This window comes from Alloalcanivorax sp. C16-1 (genome assembly GCF_046507805.1).
In the GTDB taxonomy this organism is placed as follows: Bacteria; Pseudomonadota; Gammaproteobacteria; order Pseudomonadales; family Alcanivoracaceae; genus Alloalcanivorax.
Genome location: NZ_JBKFTK010000002.1, coordinates 689997 through 708242 on the forward strand (window position 1 = coordinate 689997; position 18246 = coordinate 708242).

The window sequence follows — 18246 nt, forward strand, 5'->3', positions numbered from 1 at the left end:
CAAGGATTGTCCGACAAAAACGTAATGATTACATCAGGCAATGTTAGAGACGAGTCAGGATAACGCTTCCACGTGCGCCTGCCGCCGCCACTGGCCCGGGGTCAGGCCGGTGTGGCGCTTGAAGCTGCGCTGGAAGCAGCGGATGTCCGCATAGCCCAGGTCCAGGGCGATGTCGGTCTGGGAGAGGTCGCTGTCGCGCAGTTGCTGGCGGGCCCGCTCCATGCGCACCTCGTCGAGAATGCGCTGCCAGCCGGTGCCCTCGGCGGCCAGGCGGCGGTGCAGGGTGCGGGTGTTCAGGCGCATGGCCCGGGCCACCTGATCCCGATCGGGAAGCGGGCCGCCCAGGGCGGCCTGCAGATACTGGCGCACCCGTTCGCCCAGGCTGGTGGCGATGCCGAGAGCGCGCAGTTGACGGGCGGCGTGGGCTTCCAGGGTGGACAGCAAGGTGGCGTCCGGCTGGCGCAGGGGGTAATCGAGCATCCGTGGATGGCCGATCAGCGCGGAGTAAGGCCGCCGGAACCGCACCGGGCAGCCGAACACGCGCTGGTACTCGTGCACCTCGTGCAGGTAACGGGGCTCCGGATGTTCGAACCACACCTCATCCGGTGCCAGATGCAGGTCGCCGGTGAGCCAGCGGGTGTAGTGCAGCCAGGAGCCGAGCACGTTGTCGATCAGGTGCCGGCGCGCCGGCTGGCGGGGGTAGCGGCAGTGCCAGAGAATTTCCGAGCGGTCCGCGTGCAGGCGGGTTTCGGTGGTGCCCATGTCGCCGACCAGCTTTTCGTAGCGGGACACCTTGGACAGGGCCTCGCCGATGGTGGCGGCGCTCATGGCGATGTAGCCCATCACGTTGTAGGAACCGGGCTGCACCAGTTCGCAGGTGTGCAGGCCGAACAGCGGGTCGTCGCTGCGCCGGATCAGCTCGTTGAGCAGCCGCTCGAAGCGCCCGCCGCGAATGCGCGCTTCCGGATCGGCGAGTTCGTCCTCGGTGAGGCCGGCCGCCGCCAGGGCCTGGTCCACGTCCACCTCGCGCGCCCGGGCGCTGGCCAGGTACTGGCGCAGCGCCGCCACCGAGATAAAGCCCAGCGGGTCCATGGGGTTATTTCAGCACGAAGGTGATTTGCACGTTGGCGCTGACGTTCTGCTCGCCGGGGCGATAGCTTTCCGTGCTCTCGTCCTTGGCCATGGCGGCACGCATCATCATCGGCTGCGGCATGGTGTAGCCCTGGGCGTTGATGATCACCGCCTCGCCCAGCTCGCGGCCGGCGGCGCGGGCCAGAATGCCAGCCTTGTCGCGGGCGTCCTTCACCGCCTTTTCCAGTGCCTGTTTGGCCAGCTCGTCGGCGTTGCTGATTTCGCTGCCGGCGGGGCGCACTTCCTGGATGCCCTGGCCGGCCAGGCCGTCCGCCAGCCGCGCGTAGCGGTCCACGCCGGACACCTTGAACGTCACTTCACGGCTCACCTGGTGGCCGATCAGCTTGCGCTCCGGCTGGTATTGCCATTCCTGGCTGATCTGGATGTCGCTGGCGGTGACGTTCTTTTCCTCGATGTCCAGATCGTCCGCCAGATCCAGCATCGCTTGCACCTGCTCGTCCACCGTGTTTTTCATGGCGGCGATGTCATCGCCCCGTTCGCGGGCCACCGCCACCAGTGAAAAGACGTCCGGGCGCGCCTTGACGCTGCCTTCGCCGGACACGCTGACGGTGTCGCGGTCGGCCGCCGGGGCGGTGGTGGTCTGCGCGCCGCAGGCGGTAAGCGTCAGCACGGCCAGCAGGCCGGCGAGCAAATGAGCGGGTTTTGCCATGGTGTGATCTCCGTTTCGTTGAATGCTGGTTCGCCTTCGCCTGCAACTTTATCATTCCCCTCCCGGATGCAGGAGGTTCCGAACATGCGAATCGAACAGGCGATTAGACAGTCCCTGACGAATTTGATCCCCGACGATCTCGGCGTGGACCTGATCAGCGCCGGCGCGGTGGGCGATATCGAGGTCGACGACCACCGCGCGCGGGTGGTGGTGCGCCTGGGCTATCCCTGTGAATCCCGGCTGGCCGACCTGCGCGAGCGGATCGAAACGGCGCTGGCGCCGGTGCTGGAAGGCCGCGCCCTGGACCTGGACCTGGCGGTGCGCATCCGGCCCCACCGGGCCCAGCACGATATGCCCTCCATGCTGCAGGTGGCCAATGTGATCGCGGTGGCGTCCGGCAAGGGCGGGGTGGGCAAATCCACCACCGCCGTCAATCTGGCGCTGGGATTGCAGGAGGAAGGCGCGCGGGTGGGGTTGCTGGACGCGGACATCTTCGGGCCCAGCCAGCCGGTGATGCTGGGCTTGCCCAAGGGCACCCGCCCGGAGGTCCGCGATGGCAACAGCTTCGTGCCGGTGATGGCCCACAGTCTGCAGACCATGTCCATGGGCTATCTGATCACCGAGCAGACGCCGGTGGTGTGGCGTGGCCCCAAGGCCAGCGGCGCGCTCACCCAGATGATGCAGCAAACGCTGTGGAAGGGCCTGGACTACCTGATCGTGGATCTGCCGCCGGGCACCGGCGACATTCAGCTGACCCTGGCGCAGAAAATGCCGGTGGCCGGGGCGGTGGTGGTGACCACGCCCCAGGACATCGCCCTGCTGGACGCCATCAAGGGCGTGGAAATGTTCCGCAAGGTGGATGTGAACGTGCTCGGCGTGGTCGAGAACATGGCGGTGCACATCTGCTCGAACTGCGGCCACGAGGAGCACATCTTCGGCCAGGGCGGCGCCCTGCGCATGAGCCGCGAATACGATGCCCCGGTACTTGGCTCGCTGCCACTGTCGTTGCGCATCCGCGAGCAGGCCGACGGTGGCACCCCCACCGTGGTGGCGGAACCGGACAGCGCCGAGGCGCGTCTTTACCGCGATACCGCCCGACGTCTGGCGGCGCGCCTGTCGCTGACCCGGGAAGGGCGGCGCCCGTTTCCCAAGGTGGTCACCCAGCATTGAGCGGGAGCGGCCGGGCGGCGTTCCGCTTTAGCCGCGATCAGCCCGGGGCTGTTTTTCATTGCACGCTTGGGTACCATTGCCCGATTCCGTCGACATCGACATAAAGGACTCCCATGAGCATCAAAGCCGACCGCTGGATCAAACGCATGGCCCTGGAACACGGCATGATCGAACCGTTCCAGGACGGCCAGGTACGCACCGATGCCAACGGCGACAAGCTGATCTCCTACGGGGTGTCCAGCTACGGCTACGACGTGCGTTGCGCGGACGAGTTCAAGGTGTTCACCAACATCCACTCCGCCACCGTGGACCCCAAGCACTTCGACGAAAAGAGCTTCGTGGACATCAAGGGCGACTACTGCACCATTCCGCCCAACTCCTTCGCCCTGGCGCGCACCGTGGAATACTTCCGCATTCCCCGTAATGTGCTGACCATCTGCCTGGGCAAGTCCACCTACGCGCGCTGCGGCATCATCGTCAACGTGACGCCGCTGGAACCGGAGTGGGAAGGGCACGTCACCCTGGAATTCTCCAACACCACCAATCTGCCGGCGCGCATCTACGCCAACGAGGGCGTGGCGCAGATGCTGTTCCTGGAATCCGACGAAATCTGCGAGACCTCCTACAAGGACCGCGGCGGGAAGTATCAGGGGCAGAAGGGCGTCACCCTGCCGCGCGCCTGAGGGCGATCACTCCGGCTGTGACTCGGGAAGCGGCCCGTTGTATTCCCGCATGATCAGCTCCCCGTGCAGCAGGGCGCTCTCGATATGGCGGGCCTTGACCACCATATAGCCCACCTTGGGCGCCACCCAGAACAGGGTGCGGCGTTTCTCGTCCTTGTCCTTGTCGCGTTTTTTCTCCACCACCAGGGTGTCCAGCTTGCCCATGGGCGTGTCGATGGTTTCCCGGTCCACCACCACGAAGTGATGATGGCGCAGGTCGTCGCCGTACACGCTGGTGGCGTCGTATTCCTTGTCGCCGCTGGCGAACACACAGCGCGCGCGCAGCAGCATGCTCAGTTCGTCCAGGGCATCGTCGGGGATCGGGAAGGCTTCGATGCCTTCCTCGGATTCACTGATCACGCCGGGTTTATCCCAGTCGAAATCGGTGTGGTAGTAGCGGTGCTTGCCGAAGCCGTTGAACTCATGTTCGTAGCGCTCGGTGCGCGGGGCGCACTGATTCCAGTGGAACCAGCTTTCTTCCCGGTTGTTCAGCATCCAGGAGTGCGCTTCGAACAGCATATGGTAGCGGTCCTTGCCGGCCACCGGCTCCAGCAGCAGGGTGGCCTTGATCGGCGTGGGGATCTTGTTGACGAAGATGCGGTACTCGGCGGAAAACGGTTGCAACGGCGCGGCCATCACCAACGGCGCCCACAGCGACAGCAACGCCACCACGGCGAGCCGCGCTCTCATGGCAGGTTTTCCAGGGTCAGCACATGGCGGCCGTCGTCGTTGCGCTGCACCAGCTGCACCAGGGCAAAGTCATGGTCCGGCGCGAACCACAGCCAGGTCTGGCGGCCGCTGTCGTCGTCGCGCACCCGGCGCACCTTGGTGGCGGTGACTTCCTTGCCGTCGATTTCCACCGCTTCCTTGCCTTCCACCTGGTAGCGCTGGGTTTCCACGCCGCGTTCGTCGGCCACCGCCAGGGTCATGGCGCGCTCGCCTTTGAGCAGCATGCATTGCAGCGCCAGTGGCAGGGCGATGTCGTCGGTGGCGTTGCCGTCGGTTTTGTAGCGGTAGGGATCGTGCTTGCTGCGCTCGCTGGTGGCTTCGCCGCTGGTCGCGTCGATGCGCAGTTCGGCCGTTTTCACCCGACCCAGGCCGGCGCGGCGATAGCTGTAATAGCGGGTGACCGGCACGCAGCCTTCCCAGGCGAACACCGAGGTCTCGCGGATCTCGCCGAGGAAATTACTGGCCAGCACTTCCATCTTCCAGGTGCCGTCGCCGGCGGCGGTCAGCGAGCGGGTGGCGCCCACCGTGAACGGGAAGCCGGCGGCTTTGAGACGATACTCTGTGTTAAAGGCGGCCACCGGCGGATCGGCGGCGAAAGCGGCGTTGCTCAGCAGCAGCGCGGCGGCGAGCAGGGCCAGCCAGCCACGGTGTTCACGGGGTCGCGTCGAGGCGCAGGCCCTCGGCGGGCAAGGGTTCACCATCCAATTCCACTCCCTGGTCGGTCAGTTGCAGGCGGCCTTCGGCGCGCCAGCGCAGTATATGAGGGTACAGCCTGTGTTCCTGCTGCTGAACCCGTTTGGACAGGGTTTCCACGCTATCGTTCTCGCGCACCGGCACGGCCGCCCGGGCGATCAGCGGGCCGCCGTCCAGCTGTTCGGTGACGAAATGCAACGAACAGCCGTGTTCGGCGTCGCCGGCGGCCAGTGCCCGGGCGTGGGTGTCCAGGCCGGGGTAGCGGGGCAGCAGGGAAGGGTGGATGTTGATCAGGCGGCCCCGGTAATGGGCCACGAACGGCGCCGACAAAATGCGCATAAAGCCGGCCAGCACCACGGTGTCGGCGCCGTGGGCGTCGATCCGCTCGACCATGGCCCGGTCAAAGGTTTCCCGGTCCGGGTGGTCGCGATGGTCGATCACCGCCACCGGCACGCCGGCGTCCCGGGCCACGGCCACGCCGTTGGCGGCGGGCCGGTTGCTGAGCACGAGGGACACCGTGGCGGGCAGGTCGCCCGCCGCGATGTGATCAAGAATGGCCTGAAGGTTGGTACCGGCGCCGCTGATCAGCACCGCGAGCCGGTGGGTCACGAACCCAGGCCCTGCAGGGACACTTCCGGCTCGTCGTTGTCGCTGGCGCGGATCTCGCCGATCAGGAACGGGGTCTCGCCGGCCGCCTGCAGCAGCGCCAGGGTCTGGTCCACGGCCTCTTCCGGCACCACCACGGTCATGCCCACGCCACAGTTGAAGGTGCGGTACATCTCCGCCGCCGGTACCTGGCCCTGTTCCTGCAGCCAGCGGAACACCGGCGGCCATTCCCAGGCACCGGTGTCGATCACCGCGCGGGTGCCCTTGGGCAGTACCCGGGGCAGGTTCTCGGTGAGGCCGCCGCCGGTGATGTGGGCCAGGGCGTGCACCGGCACCTGCTTGATCAGCGCCAGCAGCGACTTCACATAGATGCGGGTGGGCGCCAGCAGCAGGTCGATCACCGGCTGGCCGTCGACCTCGGTGCTGTCGGCCTGCTCGAGAATACGCCGCACCAGGGAATAGCCGTTGGAATGGGGTCCGGAGGAGGCCAGGGCGATCACCTTGTCGCCGGCCGCCACCGCGGAGCCGTCGAGCACACCGTCCCGTTCCACCACGCCCACGCAGAAGCCGGCCAGGTCGTAGTCCTCGCCCTGGTACATGCCCGGCATCTCGGCGGTCTCGCCGCCGATCAGCGCGCAGCCGGCCTGTTCGCAGCCTTCACCGATGCCGCTCACCACCCGGGCGGCGGTGTCCACGTCGAGCTTGCCGGTGGCGTAGTAATCCAGGAAAAACAGGGGTTCGGCGCCGCCCACCACCAGGTCGTTGACGCACATCGCCACCAGATCGATGCCGACGCTGTCGTGGCGGTCGTGCTCCATGGCCAGGCGCAGTTTGGTGCCGACGCCGTCGGTACCGGCCACCAGCACCGGGTTTTTGTAGCCTTCCGGCAGGGCGCACAGGGCGCCGAAGCCGCCCAGGCCGCCCAGCACTTCCGGACGCTGAGTGCGCTTGGCCACCGGGCCGATGCGTTTCACCAGCTCGTTGCCGGCATCGATGTCCACGCCGGCGTCGCGGTAGGTCAACGGCCGTTTCTGTTCGCTCATTTGGGGGCTCCTGGGGGTCGTGAAGGCCGCGTATTCTAGCAATGCCGGCCCCCGGGGAGAACCGCGCCGGCAATATTGTTACCGGCGGGGAATCCGGTTCGCCAGAAAGGGTCGGATCAGGGATAATGGCGCGCGTTCACAAAACCGGCTTTGGAACTGTCGATGTATCGCTTGTTGTTGATTCTGGTGGTGGCTCTGATCGGCGCCGCGCCGGCCTGGGCGGCGGAGGCCGGCCAGGTCTCGGTGCCGCTGCGCGGCGATGCGCCGCAGGGCGACGAGGCCCGCCGTGACGCCCTGCAGCGGGGCCTGGAAACGGTCATCACGCGGCTTACCGGGCGCGACCGGGTGGCCGATCTGCCCGGCGTGGCCGAGGCCCTGGCGGAGCCGCAGCGCTGGCTGTCGCGTTATTCCTATGAGGACGGCGAGCCGCCCCGGCTGCGGGCGGTGTTCGACGAGCGCTCCCTGACCCGTTATCTGGCTGACCAGGGCACCCCGGTGTGGGGCGGCGAGCGACCGCCGGTGCTGGTATGGCTGGTCACCGAAGGCACCGGTCGCGGCGATCTGGTGACCGCCGGGGATCCGCTGGCGGAGCGCCTGCGCGCCGCCGCCGGCCGCCGCGGCGTCTCGCTGCTATTGCCGGAGTGGGATCAGCGCGATCGGGATGTGGTGGCGGTGGCCGACGTGCGCGGCCGCTTCGACGGGCCGGTGCTGCAGGCCTCGCGCCGCTATGACACCGACTGGGTGGCCACCGGCGTACTGTACGGCGGCGCCTCCACCACGCTCAACTGGCGGCTACTGGACAACGGTGACCAGGTGGCCGGCCAGCGCGCCAGCGCCGCCGACACCGACGCCGCCCTGGACGCCTTCGTGGGCGCCCTGGCCGATCAGATCGCCGAGCGCTATTCCCTGGGCGGCGAGCCCGGCGGCAACCCGGATCACGGCGGCCCCGCCCCCGGCGCCTCGGACGGCGGGGTGGCGCCGCCGCCGGTGCTCACCGGCGACGCCCCCACCGGCGACGTGTTGATCCGCGACGACCGGGTGGTGACCGTGCGCGGCGTGCGTACCCTCAAACAATGGCACGACCTGTACCGGGCGCTGGCCGACTCGGGTCCGGTGCGCGGCGTGGCCCTGCGGGTGGCCAGCGACGACCGGGTGCAGTTCGAGCTGGACTTCTCCGGCGGCCGCTCGCAACTGGAGCGGCTGATGGCCGGCGTGGCCGGCCTGACCGCCTGCGGCGACGCCGGCGCCCCACCGCTGACCTACTGCCTGCGATGAGTCAGTTGCCGCTGGCCCTGGAACTGCGAGAGGGCCATACCCTGGATAACTTCCACGCCGGCCCCAATGGCGCGGCGCTGGCCACGGTGCGCGCCGCCGCCGACGGCGAGGAGCGCCAGGTGTTCGTATGGGGCGGCGCCGGCCAGGGCCGCAGCCATCTTCTGGAAGGCGCCGTGCGGCGCGCCCAGGAGCAGGGCCGTGATGCCTGCCTGCTGCCCGCCGGCGAGCTGCTGCCGCTGGTGCCGGAGGTGCTGGAATCCATGGAGCAGTTCGACCTGCTGGCGCTGGACGACGTGGACCGCTTCGCCGGCCACGCCCAGTGGGAAGAAGCCCTGTTTCATCTCTACAACCGGGTGATGGCCGGTGGTGGCGTGCTGCTGTTCAGCGCCGCCGCCGCCCCCGGCGCGCCCCGCTGGCTGTTGCCGGACCTGGCCACGCGGCTGGCGGCGGGGCCGGTGTTCCGGCTGCAATCGCTGAGCGAGGAGGAGCTGGCGTCGCTGCTGGCGGAGCGGGCCCGCGAGCGGGGCCTGAAGCTGGGCGCCGAGGTGGCGCGCTTCATGGTGATGCGCAGCGAGCGGTCACCGGCGCTGCTGCTGGAGCGTCTGGCGGTGCTGGATCGCACCGCCCTGGCCCGGCAGCGGGCGCCGACCATTCCCTTTATCAAGGATGTGTTCGGCTGGTAGCGCGGCGCCGGCTCCGGCAACGATCAAACGCCTGAATCGACCAATCAACGAGGGGTCTATGGATATCAGTTCGGGATGGGACCTGGTGGTGCTGGGCAGTGGTCCGGCCGGGGAAGCCGCCGCCATGCAGGCGGCCAAGGGCGGTCTGCGAGTGGCGGTGATCGACCGCCGCGAACAGCTCGGCGGTAACTGCACCCATTGGGGCACCATCCCCTCCAAGGCGCTGCGCCACCAGGTGCGCCAGGTGATCCGCTCGCAGCGCAACCCGCTGCTGCGCGGGCTGATCAATCCGCGCCAGGTGCGCTGGCAGGATCTGATCCAGCGCTCCGGCGAAGTGGTGGATTCCCAGGTCCAGGTGCGCGGGGATTTCTATATCCGTAACCGGGTGCGGGTGTTCGCCGGGCGCGGGGAGATTCAGTCCCCGGGCGAAGTGCGCGTGGACGATGACGCCGGCCGCCAGTGGCTGCTGCGCACGCGCAACATTCTGATCGCCACCGGTTCACGGCCCTATCATCCGGACGACGTGGACTTCGATCATCCGCGCATCTACGACTCCGACACCATCCTGCGCATGAACCACACGCCGCGCCATATTCTGGTCTACGGCGCCGGCGTGATCGGCTGTGAGTACACCAGCATCTTCACCGGTCTGGGTATGCGCGTGGACCTGATCAACGCGCGCCAGCACCTGCTCGATTTCCTGGACACGGAAATCTCCGACGCGCTCAGCTATCACCTGCGTGAGCAGGGCGCCACCATCCGTCACAGCGAGCAGTATTCCAAACTGGTGGCGGACGACGACGGCGTCACCCTGGAGCTGCAATCCGGCAAACGGCTGCGCGCCGACGCCCTGTTGTGGAGCAACGGCCGTTCCGGCAACACGCAGAATATGGGGCTGGAGAACATCGGTCTGGAGGCGAACAGCCGGGGCCAGCTGGCGGTGGACGAGCGCTACCAGACCGCCGTGGAAGGCGTCTACGCGGTGGGTGACGTGGTCGGCTGGCCGTCCCTGGCCAGCGCCTCCTACGACCAGGGCCGTTTCTGCGCCGCCGGCATCGTCGACGGCGGGCCGGTGAAGCAGGTTACCGACGTGCCTACCGGCATCTATACCATTCCCGGCATCAGTTCCGTGGGCCGCACCGAGCAGGAGCTCACCGAGGCCCGTGTGCCCTACGAAGTGGGGCAGGCGTTTTTCAAGAATCTGGCCCGCGCCCAGATCACCGGGGAGCGGGTGGGCATGCTCAAGATTCTGTTCCACCGGGAAACCCTGGCGGTGCTCGGCATCCACTGCTTCGGCTACCAGGCCATGGAAATCGTGCATGTGGGCCAGGCGGTGATGCGCCAGCCGGCGCCCAACAACACCATCAACTATTTTATCGACACCACGTTCAACTATCCGACCATGGCCGAGGCCTATCGGGTGGCGGCGATCAACGGCGTCAATCGGGTAAAAAGATAGCTATCGCTGGGCGCGGCTGCGTTCATAGAAAAACTCGCGGTTTTTCTGGCTGGCCTCGCCGGTCTTGCGCAGCAGCGCCAGGGTGACGCCGGCGCCGCCCTGGTGGGGCGGGGCGCTGTGAAAGGCGAGCACCTGATCGAACTCGCTCAGCCAATGCATCACATAGCTTTTCAGCAGGCCCGGGCGTTCGCTGTGCTGGCCCTTGCCGTGATTGATCAGCACCGTGCGCTGTCCGTTCTGCTGGGCTTCGCGGATAAACAGGTAAACCTGATCGCGGGCCTCCATCAGACGCACCCGGTGCAGATCCAGGCGCGTCTGCGGATCGTACTTGCCCAGCCGCAGCTTGCGGTAGACCCCTTCCTGCACGCCGTTTTTCTTAACGCCGACGATGTCGTAGGGGCCGGCCTCGGGCACCCGCTCGGGCACGGTCAGGGGGTTGGGATCACGGTTGGGGCGGGCGGTGGCGGAGGCGCGTCGCAGCCGCTGGGCCAGGGTGGGTTCCCGGCGGCGCTGCTCGCGCACCCGGTCGTCGTCCGTGAGGGGGGCCACGCCGGCCATTTCACGGCGGAACAGGTCATCGTCGTAATCGCCCATGGCTCCTCTCCTCGAAACGCGGTCACAGGTCGGGGCTCGTCCTACCAGAAGCTCGTCCTACCAGAAGATAGTAGCAACCCCGTTGATCGCTGGCACCCCGGCCCGCGCGCCGGCAAAGCGAAAGCGCGGAGCAGCGGCGGGCTGCTCCGGGCGGTGGGGCCGGCGGAACGCGGGGTCAGTGCGGCTGGCGTTGCGGGCGGGAACGGCCCTGTGGCGCGGCTTCCTCGTCGTCGAGGTGGTGCCGCTGTTGTTTGGCTTCCCGTTTACGGCGTTCCTTGCTGACGCGCTGGTGTTCTTCTTCCCACTCGCGGGCGTCGTAGTCATCAAATTGGCGACGACTCATGTTCACTACTCTTTAAGCTGTGTTGTGGACGGGAGCGGGCTCCCAATCCCTATATAGCACCGAAAACGGATGTGGAGAAGGTCCCCGCGCACCTTTTTTAGCGGGCGTAACGGGTCTGTAAATAATCAAGAATACGCCGCGACTCGAACAGCTCCTCACCGGTGTTGGGATCGATCAGGTAGGGCACCGCCACGCGGCCCGCCCGGGCCAGCAATTCCTGGCGGTGTCGCTGGGTGGGCAGATACGCCATCTCCAGGGCCTTGCGCATGGGCAGCAGCACCCAGTCCTGCCATTGATCGCGCCCGCATTGGCGCAGCAGATACGGCAGCTGCAGCTCGCACAGCCGCTCGCGCACCAGCCGCGCGAAGGGGCTGCCCTCGAAGGAATAGAGAATCAACGGCTGCTCGGGGACCTCCGCCTCGCGGGCGCGCAGCCCGTGGCCGGCGCGGGTCAGCGACGCGGCCATGGACGCGGCGGCGCGGGCCCGCAGGCGCCAGCCGCCGGGGGCGGGGCGCTGGCCGTATTCCCGGTACAGGTAGTCGATGATATCGGCGGATTCGTACAGCGCCACGCCGGTGTTCGGGTCCATCAGATAGGGGAACAGCTGCTTGCCGCCGAGCCGTTCCACCAGCGGCCGATAGCGGTCGCCGCCCTTGGGGCAGGGATGGATCAGCACGTCCAGATCCAGCTCGGTGAGCGCTTCGCGCACCAGCCGGCAAAACGGGCAGCCCTCCATTTCGTACAGTTCCAGGGGCTCCGCCGGCTGGCGGGCCGCCGGGCGGGTGGCGATGCCACGGCCCTGCTGGGCCAGGCTGGCGGCCAGGGAACGGGCCTCATCCAGGGAAAGCATGACGATCTCCTGTGTCGATTTTGGGGGCTACCCTGGGGGCGTCCCGCGCGGCTTGCAATGGCCGCCGCGCCGCCGCGTCCTTCGCTGGCCGTTCCGCTCAGGGCCGCTGAGCGCTCCTGTCATTGCCGCGCCGGCGGGGCTGGGGCACCCTGGCCGTCTACTGTTCATCGACGCCGGTGCCGCCGGGCCCCGCCCGCGCCGCGCCGGTTACTGCCCAAGGCGAGAGGAAAGGTTACATGACCGAAGCCTATATTTATGACGCTATCCGTACCCCGCGGGGTCGCGGCAAAAGCGATGGTTCCCTGCACACCGTCAAGCCCCTGGATCTGGTGGTGGGCCTGATCGACGAAGTGCGCGACCGCTTCCCCAACATGGATGTGAACCGCATCGACGACGTGCTGCTCGGCGTGGTCACGCCGGTGGGCGACCAGGGTGCCTGCATCGCCAAGACCGCCGCCCTGGCCGCCGGCCTGCCGGACACCGTGGCCGGTTACCAGCTCAACCGGTTCTGCGCCTCCGGCCTGGAAGCGGTCAACACCGGCGCCCAAAAAGTGGCGTCCGGCTGGGACGACCTGATCCTGGCCGGCGGCGTGGAAGCCATGAGCCGCATTCCCATGGGCTCCGACGGCGGCGCCTGGGCCATGGACCCGATCACCAACTACAACACCGGTTTCGTGCCCCAGGGCATCGGCGCCGACCTGATCGCCACCCTGGAAGGCTTTTCCCGCCGGGACGTGGACGAATTCGCCGCCGAGTCCCAGGCCCGCGCCGCCAACGCCTGGGAAAAAGGCTACTTCCAGCGGTCCGTGGTGCCGGTCAAGGACCGCAACGGCATGATGGTGCTGGAAAAGGACGAGCATATTCGTCCGGGCACCAGCGCCGATAAGCTCGGCGAACTGAACCCCTCCTTCGCGGTGATGGGCGAGATGGGCGGCTTCGACGCCGTGGCCCTGCAAAAGTATCACCAGGTGGAGAAGATCAACCACGTGCACACCGGCGGCAACTCCTCCGGCATCGTCGACGGCGCCGCCCTGGTGGTGCTCGGCAACGAGCAGGTGGGCAAGGATTACGGCATGAAAGCGCGTGGCCGCATCGTCGCCACCGCCATCAGCGGTGCCGATTCCACCATCATGCTCACCGGCCCGGCGCCGGCCTGCCGCAAGGTGCTGAAGAAAGCCGGCATGACCGTGGATCAGATGGACCTGGTGGAAATCAACGAAGCCTTCGCCTCCGTGGCCATGCGCTTCATGAAGGACATGGGCCTCAGCCACGACAAGGTCAACGTCAACGGCGGCGCCATCGCCATGGGCCACCCGCTGGGCGCCACCGGCGCCATGATCCTGGGCACCGCGCTGGACGAGCTGGAACGCCGCGACAAGAAATTCGCCCTGTGCACCCTGTGCGTGGGCGGCGGCATGGGCATCGCCACCATCATCGAGCGCCTGTAACCCAACGGATTCGGAGACACATCATGAGCGATCAAGAGAGCACCATCCGCTGGGAACAGGACGCGGACAATATCGTCACCCTGATCCTGGACGATCCCCAGCAATCCGCGAACACCATGAACGAGCGCTACATGCGTTCCATGGAAGAAACGGTAAGCCGTCTGGAAAAAGAGAAGGACAACATCGCCGGGGTGATCATCACCTCCGCCAAGAGCACCTTCTTCGCCGGCGGCGATCTGCGTGATCTGTCCAAGGTCACCAAGGAAAACGCCCCGCAATTCGCCAAGGGCGTGGAAGCCGGCAAGGCCCAGCTGCGCCGCCTGGAAACCCTGGGGAAACCGGTGGTCGCGGCCCTCAACGGCACCGCCCTGGGCGGTGGCCTGGAAATCGCCCTGGCCTGCCACCACCGGGTGGCGCTGAACAACCCGAAAGCCCAGTTCGGCTTTCCCGAGGTAACCCTGGGCCTGCTGCCCGGCGCCGGCGGCGTGGTGCGCACGGTGCGCATGCTGGGCATTCAGAACGCCCTGATGCAGGTGCTGATGCAGGGCCAGCGGCTGAAGGTCGAGAAAGCCAAGTCGGTGGGCATCATCGATGACATCGCCGAAAGCGAAGAGGCGATGCTGGCCAAGGCCCGGGAGTGGATCAAGGCCAACCCGAAAGCCAAACAGCCCTGGGACGAAAAAGGCTACAAGATCCCCGGCGGCACCCCGAGCACCCCGGCGTTCGCCCAGAACCTGCCGGCGTTCCCGGCCAACCTGCGCAAACAGCTCAAGGGCGCCAACTACCCGGCGCCGCGCAACATCATGGCCGCCGCCGTGGAAGGGGCCCAGGTGGGCTTCGACGACGCCTTGACCATCGAAGGCCGCTACTTCGTGGAACTGGCGCGCAGCCAGGTGGCGAAGAACATGATCAACGCCTTCTTCTTCAATCTGCAGGCGATCAACGCCGGCGCCAGCCGTCCCAAGGATGTGCCCAAGTACAAAGCCGAGAAAGTGGCGGTGTTGGGCGCGGGCATGATGGGCGCGGGCATTGCCTACGTCACCGCCCGCTCCGGCGCCCGGGTGGTGCTCAAGGACGTTTCTATGGAGAACGCGGAGAAGGGCAAGGCCTACTCCGAGAAGCTGCTCGACAAGGAAGTGTCCAAGGGCAAGATGAGCCAGGAGAAGAAAGAAGAAATTCTGGCGCGCATCACCCCGGCCGCCGACGCCAAGGCCCTGGAAGACGTGGACTTCGTGATCGAGGCGGTGTTCGAGAACACCGAGCTCAAGCACAAGGTGTTCCAGGAAATCGAGGACGTGGTCAACCCGGACGCGGTGCTCGGCTCCAACACCTCGACCCTGCCGATCACCGGCCTGGCCGAGGGCGTGAAAAAGCAGGACAACTTTATCGGCATCCACTTCTTCAGCCCGGTGGACAAGATGCCGCTGGTGGAAATCATCCGTGGCAAGAACACCAGCGACGAAGTGCTGGCCAAGGTGTTCGACTACACCTTGCAGATCAAGAAAACCCCCATCGTGGTGCACGATTCCCGGGGCTTCTTCACCAGCCGCGTGATCGGCACCTTTATCAACGAAGCCATCGCCATGGTCGGTGAAGGGCAGAACGCCAACTCCATCGAACAGGCCGCCACCCAGGCGGGCTACCCGGTGGGGGCGCTCAAGCTGATCGATGAGATCAACATGAAGCTGTCCCTGAAGATCGCCGGCGAGTACAAACAGGCCGCCGAGAAAGGCGGCGGTGAAGCGCGGCAACACCCGGCGCTGGCGGTGATGGAAAAGATGGTCAACGAGCTGGACCGCCCGGGCAAACTGGACGGCAAGGGCTTCTACGAGTACCCGGAAGGCGGCAAGGCCCACCTGTGGCCGGGCCTGAAGGAGCAGTTCCCGGCCCGGGAGGCGATCCCGTTCCAGGACATGCAGGAGCGCATGATGTTCGCCGAGGCCCTCGAGACCGTGAAGTGCTTCGAGGAAGGGGTGATCGATTCGGTGGGCGACACCAACATCGGCTCCATCTTCGGCATCGGCTTCCCGGCCTGGACCGGCGGCGTGGTGCAGTACATGAACCAGTACGAGGGTGGCCTGCGCGGCTTCGTGGCCCGTGCCGAGGAACTGGCCAGCACCTACGGCGAGCGCTTCACGCCGCCGAAACTGCTGGTGGAAAAAGCGGAAAAGGGCGAGATCTTCAAGTAACCACCACGCCGCTTCCCGCGACCCGAAAGCCCCGCCGCAAGGCGGGGTTTTTTTTGTGCAGGCATCAGGCGATACCGGCCAGGTATTGCTCGCGCAGGGGCAGCCGCGCCGCCTCGATGTGATCCACCAGATGTTCCGCGTCCTCGGCGATGGCATAGATACGCCCCGAGCCCCAGGTGTGCAGCCACGGCAGGCCCAGGAAATACAGGCCCGGGCTGGCGGTGACGCCGCGCCGGTGTTTGGGGTAGCCGGTGGCGTCGAAGGCCGGGGCGTCGATCCAGGAAAAGTCCGGCGCATAGCCGATGCACCAGATCACGGCGGCGATGCCTTCCGCTTCCAGGTCCAGTTCCCTGTCCAGGTCCCGGGGCGGTTGCCACACCGGTTCATAGGGTGGCTCGGTGGGCGCGTCGATGCCCTGGCGGGCGATGTAATCGTCGATGCTGTTCTTGATGCGCGCGTTGGTGGCGTCGGCCTGGTCCAGGTTTTTGCCCAGGTCATCGCCGAAGCGGGCCTGGCCGGCTTCCACGTTTTCCAGCCGTCCGTGCAGGCGCATGCCTTCCAGGGCGAAGCGGCGCAGGTCGATGTCGCGGCCACCGTCGCGGCCGGTGACGTAGTGGTTGGCCTTGGCGCGCACCTGTTCCTCGGTGAGGTGCGCCTGCACCGGAATTCGGTAGTGGCCCATATCGTCGAGCCAGTCCACCACGTCGCGGCCCCGGTAAAAGCGGGACACCCGGGGCGCCGGGCCCACCGCCAGATGCACCCGGCGGCCGGCCAGGTGCAGGTCCTCGGCGATCTGGCAGCCGGACTGGCCGGTGCCCACCACCAGCACCGGGCCTTCCGGCAGCGCCTCGGGGTTACGATAGTCGGAGGCGTCCAGCTGTTTGATTCGCGCCGGCAATCGGCGCGCGTAATCCGGCACCTTGGGCCGGTGGTAGCTGCTGATCGCCATCACCACCTGGTCGGCGGTGAGCGGACCCCGGTCGGTGTCCAGGCGGTAGCCGCCCACCGGCAGGGCACGCACCGCCTGGACGGTAATGCCTTCGATCAACGGCGGCTCGAAGGCGGCGCGGAACCGTTCCATCCAGGCGACGATCTCGTCCTTCACCATGAAGCCGTGGGGATCGTCGCCGTCGTAGGGATGATCCGGCAGCCGGCACTGCCAGTTGGGCGTGACCAGGCAGAAGCTGTCCCAGCGTTGTGCCTTCCAGGCGTGGAAAGCCTGCTCTTTTTCCAGCACCAGATGCTCGATGTCCCTTTGCCGGAGCAGATAGCTGGTGGACAGGCCGGCCTGGCCGCCGCCCACCACGATCACCGGGTAATGGCGTTTGGCGAAGGTCATGGGGTTTCCTCCTCGGTGGTGGCGGCACCCACCCGGGTCACGGTGACCCGGGCATCGGCCTGATCGGCGAATTGCCGGCCCCGGGTTTCCAGGGCCAGCAGCTGGCTGTCGGCGCTGGTACAGCGGAAGCCGTATTTCTGCTCGACGCGGTCGCCGGCCAGGGTCAGGGCGTCCCGGCTCAGGGTCAGGAATTCCGCCAGCGGGTAACTCTCGCCGGCGCGCAGAAAATCGTGGATCACGGTGGACGGGGAGTAGCAGCGCTGTTCGCTGTGGTCCGGCCAGCGCACGTTGAAATGCACTTCAGGCATGGTGGCCTCCTTGACGGGAAAGTGGGGAAGACGTGGCGAAAGGGCGGCCCAGGTACGGGGTTTGATGATGGTTCCAGAACGGGCGCCGTTGATCGCCAAGGCTCAGGGTCAGTTGGCCGCCGGCGGTGACCCGGCCGACCTCGGCCACGGCCAGGTCCCGGGCCTGGAAGCGCCGGCTCACCTCGGCCACCCGGTCCGGGGCCACCGCCAGCACGAAGCCATAGCTGGGGAAGGTGCGCAGCCAGCGCGACAGGGGCACCTCGGCCGGCCGGGGCAGGGCATCCAGGTTCAGGTCCGCGCCCACCCCGGAGGCTTCCAGCAGCATCAGGGCGGTGCCCACCGGCCCGGCCATGGAAATGTCCTTGCCGGCCCGGCACAGGCCGTCCTCGGCCAGCCCCGGCAGGATGGCCAGATCACCGCGCAGCCGCGCGCCGGGGGCGTCGCTGCTGGCATCCCAGTTGTCGCCCACGGCCCGGTAGCGGCCGCGCAGGTCACAGGCCACCAGCAGGGTGTCGCCGGGGCGGGCATCGAAACTGGTGAGCAGGGCCCGGGCGCGGCCCAGGATCGCCACCGACAGTTGCGGCCGGTCGCAATGGGCGTTGCTGTGGCCGCCCACCAGGGGGACGCCGTATTTGCCCGCCGCCTCGCGCAGCCCGGCCAGGATCGCCGCGCTCTGATCGTCGCCCCGGCTCCACAGCGCGTCGGTGACCGCCAGAGCGCGGCCGCCCATGGCGGCGATGTCGCTGACGTTCACCATCACGCCGCAGTAGCCGGCGAAGAACGGCTCGGCGGCCACGAACTCGTTGACGAAGCCTTCCATGGCCATCAGCAGGAAGCCGTCGCCGTCGGCCAGAGCGGCGGCGTCGTCGCCCAACGGCAAGTGGCCGCTGTCCAGGCCGGCGAGGCCGGCCATCACCGGGCGGATGTCGGCCTTGTGGGCGAACGCCGGGGTCGCGCGCAGAATGGTGATCAGCGTCTCCAGATCCACGGCGCC

At 67.3% G+C, this 18246-nt stretch carries 19 protein-coding genes; 7 read left to right on the forward strand and 12 right to left on the reverse strand.

What is annotated here, in order from left to right; translation table 11 throughout:
* Positions 1 to 54: 54 nt before the first annotated feature.
* Together ACLD0W_RS10350 and ACLD0W_RS10355 are read right to left on the reverse strand one after the other, a co-directional pair.
* Complete coding sequence (locus tag ACLD0W_RS10350; protein ID WP_410307400.1) at positions 55 to 1092, reverse strand: AraC family transcriptional regulator; 1038 nt, start codon at positions 1090 to 1092, stop codon at positions 55 to 57.
* Positions 1093 to 1096: 4 nt separating this feature from the next.
* Positions 1097 to 1801, reverse strand: coding sequence for an SIMPL domain-containing protein (locus tag ACLD0W_RS10355; protein WP_410307401.1), 705 nt, complete (start codon positions 1799 to 1801; stop codon positions 1097 to 1099).
* An 84-nt stretch (positions 1802 to 1885) separates the two neighbouring features.
* Here ACLD0W_RS10355 and apbC point away from each other — a divergent pair, with 84 nt between their 5' ends.
* On the forward strand, positions 1886 to 2971 hold the full coding sequence (apbC, locus tag ACLD0W_RS10360) for an iron-sulfur cluster carrier protein ApbC (RefSeq protein ID WP_410307402.1): 1086 nt from the start codon (positions 1886 to 1888) through the stop codon (positions 2969 to 2971).
* A gap of 113 nt (positions 2972 to 3084) precedes the next feature.
* Complete coding sequence (dcd, locus tag ACLD0W_RS10365) at positions 3085 to 3654, forward strand: dCTP deaminase (RefSeq protein WP_410307403.1); 570 nt, start codon at positions 3085 to 3087, stop codon at positions 3652 to 3654.
* Positions 3655 to 3660: 6 nt separating this feature from the next.
* Here the strand turns inward: dcd and ACLD0W_RS10370 are convergent, their stop codons facing one another.
* Genes ACLD0W_RS10370 through purM form a run of 4 tightly spaced genes read right to left on the reverse strand, consistent with a single transcriptional unit; the run spans position 3661 to position 6764 of the window.
* Positions 3661 to 4383 carry a DUF3108 domain-containing protein gene (locus tag ACLD0W_RS10370; RefSeq protein WP_410307404.1) on the reverse strand — a complete coding sequence of 241 codons (723 nt, stop codon included), beginning with the start codon at positions 4381 to 4383 and terminating at the stop codon, positions 3661 to 3663.
* Positions 4380 to 5123 carry a DUF3108 domain-containing protein gene (locus ACLD0W_RS10375; protein WP_410307405.1) on the reverse strand — a complete coding sequence of 248 codons (744 nt, stop codon included), beginning with the start codon at positions 5121 to 5123 and terminating at the stop codon, positions 4380 to 4382. The genes ACLD0W_RS10370 and ACLD0W_RS10375 overlap by 4 nt, the downstream gene beginning before the upstream one ends.
* Positions 5074 to 5724 carry a phosphoribosylglycinamide formyltransferase gene (gene purN, locus ACLD0W_RS10380; RefSeq protein ID WP_410307406.1) on the reverse strand — a complete coding sequence of 217 codons (651 nt, stop codon included), beginning with the start codon at positions 5722 to 5724 and terminating at the stop codon, positions 5074 to 5076. Before purN ends, ACLD0W_RS10375 begins: the two co-directional genes overlap by 50 nt.
* Complete coding sequence (purM, locus tag ACLD0W_RS10385) at positions 5721 to 6764, reverse strand: phosphoribosylformylglycinamidine cyclo-ligase (protein WP_410307407.1); 1044 nt, start codon at positions 6762 to 6764, stop codon at positions 5721 to 5723. The genes purN and purM overlap by 4 nt, the downstream gene beginning before the upstream one ends.
* A gap of 162 nt (positions 6765 to 6926) precedes the next feature.
* On the opposite strand from purM, the gene ACLD0W_RS10390 reads away from it, so the two are divergent.
* The 3 genes from ACLD0W_RS10390 to sthA are packed head-to-tail and all read left to right on the forward strand — an operon-like array spanning position 6927 to position 10181.
* On the forward strand, positions 6927 to 8039 hold the full coding sequence (locus tag ACLD0W_RS10390; RefSeq protein WP_410307408.1) for a DUF2066 domain-containing protein: 1113 nt from the start codon (positions 6927 to 6929) through the stop codon (positions 8037 to 8039).
* The gene (gene hda / locus ACLD0W_RS10395) at positions 8036 to 8722 is read left to right on the forward strand and encodes a DnaA regulatory inactivator Hda (protein ID WP_410307409.1); all 687 of its coding nucleotides are present in this window, start codon (positions 8036 to 8038) and stop codon (positions 8720 to 8722) included. The genes ACLD0W_RS10390 and hda overlap by 4 nt, the downstream gene beginning before the upstream one ends.
* 58 nt (positions 8723 to 8780) lie before the next feature.
* Positions 8781 to 10181 carry a Si-specific NAD(P)(+) transhydrogenase gene (gene sthA, locus ACLD0W_RS10400; protein WP_410307410.1) on the forward strand — a complete coding sequence of 467 codons (1401 nt, stop codon included), beginning with the start codon at positions 8781 to 8783 and terminating at the stop codon, positions 10179 to 10181.
* On the opposite strand, the gene smrA is transcribed toward sthA, so the two are convergent.
* From smrA to ACLD0W_RS10415, 3 genes are all read right to left on the reverse strand, one after another.
* On the reverse strand, positions 10182 to 10775 hold the full coding sequence (gene smrA, locus ACLD0W_RS10405) for a DNA endonuclease SmrA (protein WP_410307411.1): 594 nt from the start codon (positions 10773 to 10775) through the stop codon (positions 10182 to 10184).
* A 175-nt stretch (positions 10776 to 10950) separates the two neighbouring features.
* On the reverse strand, positions 10951 to 11118 hold the full coding sequence (locus ACLD0W_RS10410; protein WP_204429603.1) for a hypothetical protein: 168 nt from the start codon (positions 11116 to 11118) through the stop codon (positions 10951 to 10953).
* Positions 11119 to 11215: 97 nt separating this feature from the next.
* A complete protein-coding gene (locus tag ACLD0W_RS10415) occupies positions 11216 to 11968 on the reverse strand; it encodes a glutathione S-transferase N-terminal domain-containing protein (RefSeq protein ID WP_410307412.1) in 753 nt (250 codons plus the stop codon).
* 236 nt (positions 11969 to 12204) lie between these two features.
* On the opposite strand from ACLD0W_RS10415, the gene ACLD0W_RS10420 reads away from it, so the two are divergent.
* Together ACLD0W_RS10420 and ACLD0W_RS10425 are read left to right on the forward strand one after the other, a co-directional pair.
* Positions 12205 to 13416 (forward strand): acetyl-CoA C-acetyltransferase, encoded by a 1212-nt coding sequence (locus ACLD0W_RS10420; RefSeq protein WP_410307413.1) that lies wholly within the window; start codon positions 12205 to 12207, stop codon positions 13414 to 13416.
* Between the two features lie 23 nt (positions 13417 to 13439).
* The gene (locus ACLD0W_RS10425) at positions 13440 to 15605 is read left to right on the forward strand and encodes a 3-hydroxyacyl-CoA dehydrogenase NAD-binding domain-containing protein (protein WP_410307414.1); all 2166 of its coding nucleotides are present in this window, start codon (positions 13440 to 13442) and stop codon (positions 15603 to 15605) included.
* Between the two features lie 64 nt (positions 15606 to 15669).
* Here the strand turns inward: ACLD0W_RS10425 and ACLD0W_RS10430 are convergent, their stop codons facing one another.
* From ACLD0W_RS10430 to ACLD0W_RS10440, 3 genes are read right to left on the reverse strand one after another with little or no spacing between them, the layout of a single operon-like run.
* Positions 15670 to 16944, reverse strand: a complete 1275-nt coding sequence (locus tag ACLD0W_RS10430; RefSeq protein ID WP_410307415.1) for an MSMEG_0569 family flavin-dependent oxidoreductase — start codon at positions 16942 to 16944, stop codon at positions 15670 to 15672.
* The gene (locus tag ACLD0W_RS10435; protein WP_410307416.1) at positions 16941 to 17252 is read right to left on the reverse strand and encodes an MSMEG_0570 family nitrogen starvation response protein; all 312 of its coding nucleotides are present in this window, start codon (positions 17250 to 17252) and stop codon (positions 16941 to 16943) included. The genes ACLD0W_RS10430 and ACLD0W_RS10435 overlap by 4 nt, the downstream gene beginning before the upstream one ends.
* Complete coding sequence (locus ACLD0W_RS10440) at positions 17245 to 18240, reverse strand: sll0787 family AIR synthase-like protein (RefSeq protein ID WP_410307417.1); 996 nt, start codon at positions 18238 to 18240, stop codon at positions 17245 to 17247. Before ACLD0W_RS10440 ends, ACLD0W_RS10435 begins: the two co-directional genes overlap by 8 nt.
* Positions 18241 to 18246: the final 6 nt, after the last annotated feature.

Bases quoted from the DNA above. Each gene is read 5' to 3' on its own strand.
- ACLD0W_RS10350 (WP_410307400.1), bottom strand. From the start codon at position 1,092: ATGGACCCGCTGGGCTTTATCTCGGTGGCGGCGCTGCGCCAGTACCTG.
- ACLD0W_RS10355 (WP_410307401.1), bottom strand. From the start codon at position 1,801: ATGGCAAAACCCGCTCATTTGCTCGCCGGCCTGCTGGCCGTGCTGACG.
- apbC (WP_410307402.1), top strand. From the start codon at position 1,886: ATGCGAATCGAACAGGCGATTAGACAGTCCCTGACGAATTTGATCCCC.
- dcd (WP_410307403.1), top strand. From the start codon at position 3,085: ATGAGCATCAAAGCCGACCGCTGGATCAAACGCATGGCCCTGGAACAC.
- ACLD0W_RS10370 (WP_410307404.1), bottom strand. From the start codon at position 4,383: ATGAGAGCGCGGCTCGCCGTGGTGGCGTTGCTGTCGCTGTGGGCGCCG.
- ACLD0W_RS10375 (WP_410307405.1), bottom strand. From the start codon at position 5,123: ATGGTGAACCCTTGCCCGCCGAGGGCCTGCGCCTCGACGCGACCCCGT.
- purM (WP_410307407.1), bottom strand. From the start codon at position 6,764: ATGAGCGAACAGAAACGGCCGTTGACCTACCGCGACGCCGGCGTGGAC.
- ACLD0W_RS10390 (WP_410307408.1), top strand. From the start codon at position 6,927: ATGTATCGCTTGTTGTTGATTCTGGTGGTGGCTCTGATCGGCGCCGCG.
- hda (WP_410307409.1), top strand. From the start codon at position 8,036: ATGAGTCAGTTGCCGCTGGCCCTGGAACTGCGAGAGGGCCATACCCTG.
- sthA (WP_410307410.1), top strand. From the start codon at position 8,781: ATGGATATCAGTTCGGGATGGGACCTGGTGGTGCTGGGCAGTGGTCCG.
- smrA (WP_410307411.1), bottom strand. From the start codon at position 10,775: ATGGGCGATTACGACGATGACCTGTTCCGCCGTGAAATGGCCGGCGTG.
- ACLD0W_RS10410 (WP_204429603.1), bottom strand. From the start codon at position 11,118: ATGAGTCGTCGCCAATTTGATGACTACGACGCCCGCGAGTGGGAAGAA.
- ACLD0W_RS10415 (WP_410307412.1), bottom strand. From the start codon at position 11,968: ATGCTTTCCCTGGATGAGGCCCGTTCCCTGGCCGCCAGCCTGGCCCAG.
- ACLD0W_RS10420 (WP_410307413.1), top strand. From the start codon at position 12,205: ATGACCGAAGCCTATATTTATGACGCTATCCGTACCCCGCGGGGTCGC.
- ACLD0W_RS10425 (WP_410307414.1), top strand. From the start codon at position 13,440: ATGAGCGATCAAGAGAGCACCATCCGCTGGGAACAGGACGCGGACAAT.
- ACLD0W_RS10430 (WP_410307415.1), bottom strand. From the start codon at position 16,944: ATGACCTTCGCCAAACGCCATTACCCGGTGATCGTGGTGGGCGGCGGC.
- ACLD0W_RS10435 (WP_410307416.1), bottom strand. From the start codon at position 17,252: ATGCCTGAAGTGCATTTCAACGTGCGCTGGCCGGACCACAGCGAACAG.